The sequence below is a fragment of the Nostoc sp. UIC 10630 genome (assembly GCF_010747425.1).
Taxonomy (GTDB): domain Bacteria; phylum Cyanobacteriota; class Cyanobacteriia; order Cyanobacteriales; family Nostocaceae; genus Nostoc.
Genome location: NZ_JAAGOG010000411.1, coordinates 1 through 1,925 on the forward strand (window position 1 = coordinate 1; position 1,925 = coordinate 1,925).

General features: G+C 41.5%; 2 protein-coding genes. One reads left to right on the forward strand and one right to left on the reverse strand.

Annotated features, from left to right (window positions below):
• Positions 1 to 123: 123 nt before the first annotated feature.
• Positions 124 to 405: a hypothetical protein gene (locus G1O98_RS38010; RefSeq protein WP_207794532.1), complete on the reverse strand. Its 282-nt coding sequence runs from the start codon at positions 403 to 405 to the stop codon at positions 124 to 126.
• Between the two features lie 198 nt (positions 406 to 603).
• On the opposite strand from G1O98_RS38010, the gene ltrA reads away from it, so the two are divergent.
• Positions 604 to 1,925 (forward strand): group II intron reverse transcriptase/maturase (gene ltrA, locus G1O98_RS38015; protein WP_163939595.1); only part of this gene is annotated, 1,322 nt, incomplete at its 3' end.

Here is a 1,925-nt window from a genome sequence, read left to right on the forward strand (position 1 = left end):
AGCCATCGAGGAGATCCCGATGGTGCGATTCGTTGGCTATAAATCAAGCCCAACAAGGCTTAGAGGGATTAGCCGCTTGGTTTTCTGAACCTTGACAACTGAAAAACAATGTAGGTGAAAAACCTACCCCCCAGGTGCAGGGGTGACAGCACTTCCCCCAGGTTTGCGACTAGCCATCAACGCCTGAAGCGGGGAAGAAAGATGGCTCCACTGGTAGCCTAAACTGGTGTCCACCAAGCAAAGTGTCCACGAGTAAAGCGCAAGCTTAAAGATGTGTTGAATCATCGTTATCATCCAGTGGCTAAATAAGGCTGATAAGCCACAACCAAAAGGTGAAGGATAAGAGGCTGGCGTTGCATCGGACGACCAGTACGCACTCTCAACAAACCCGGTGAATAGCATCACTCTAAAGACACACAGAATTGTTTTTCGGAACGAAGTAACTCCATATTTACTCTTTGAACGGTCGATTTCAAAGTAGGTGCTAACCAGATGTGATATGGGAAAAGATTAGGTAAAAAGCGAATGCTTGGCAGTAATAGTCAAGATATGCCGACGTACCTACGACGGATTGAAAGGAAAAGTCCCAATCGGGTAGTAAATATGTCTAAAACACTGAGTAATCAGATGGTGGAATGGAATGCGATACCCTGGCACCAGCTAGAACGTCGCGTTTACAAGCTCCAGAAAAGAATTTTCCAAGCCTCAAGTCGTGGTGATACTAAAGCAGTTCGCTCACTCCAAAAAACTCTGATGAGGTCATGGTCTGCAAAAGCCCTAGCTGTACGTAAAGTTACCCAAGACAACCAAGGTAGAAACACCGCAGGTGTTGATGGTATCAAATCGCTCATACCGAAAAAGAGACTAGCCTTAAGTGTAAACTTAAAGCTAACAAACCGGGTCAAACCAACCAGACGTGTATGGATTCCCAAACCTGGAAGGGATGAAAAAAGACCGATTTCGATACCTACAATGGTCGATAGGGCAACTCAAGCACTTGCCAAACTGGCACTAGAACCAGAATGGGAAGCTGTTTTTGAAGTTAACAACTATGGATTTAGACCAGGACGCTCTGTCCACGATGCTATCGAAGCCATATATATAAGCATCAATCAAAAACCTAAATGGGTCTTAGATGCCGATATTTCAAAATGTTTCGATAAAATTAACCATAAGGTGTTATTGGAAAAAATTAATACATTTCCAACTCTTAAACGTCTAATTAAAAGATGGTTAGAGTCAGGAGTAATGGATAATTACCAATACTCACCAACGGATGAAGGAGTACCACAAGGCGGGGTAATTTCACCCTTACTTGCGAACATTGCATTACATGGAATGGAAGAGGAAATGAATAAAATTGCCTTATCCATGAAAGGGAATAAGAGTAAGAATCAAAGGGCATTAACCTTTGTCAGGTATGCAGATGATTTCTTAATCTTACACCCCTCAAATGATGTAATTAACCAATGTAAAGACCGAATCCAAACATGGTTAGAAAAAGTGGGCTTAGAGTTTAAACCTAGTAAAACCAGAATTGGTCACACCTTACAAAGACCGAACAATTCGGATGATACTGTCATAGTAGGATTCGATTTTCTCGGATTTAATGTTAGACAGTACAAAGTAGGAAAAACCCGTTCAGGGAAAAATGCTCATTCCAAAGTACTAGGTTTTAAAACACTCATCAAACCCAATAAGGAAGCAATAACCAGACACTACGGTCGAATTTGTGAGATTATTGATGCATACAAATCAGCCACTCAAGAGGCACTAATAAAGCACCTAAACCCTATAATCAGGGGATGGACGAATTATTACTCAACGGTTGTAAGCAAAGAAGTTTTCTCAAAATTAGATCATTTAGTGTTTCTAAAGCTTTTCAGGTGGGCAAAACGTCGCCACCCCAAAAAACAAATAAAATG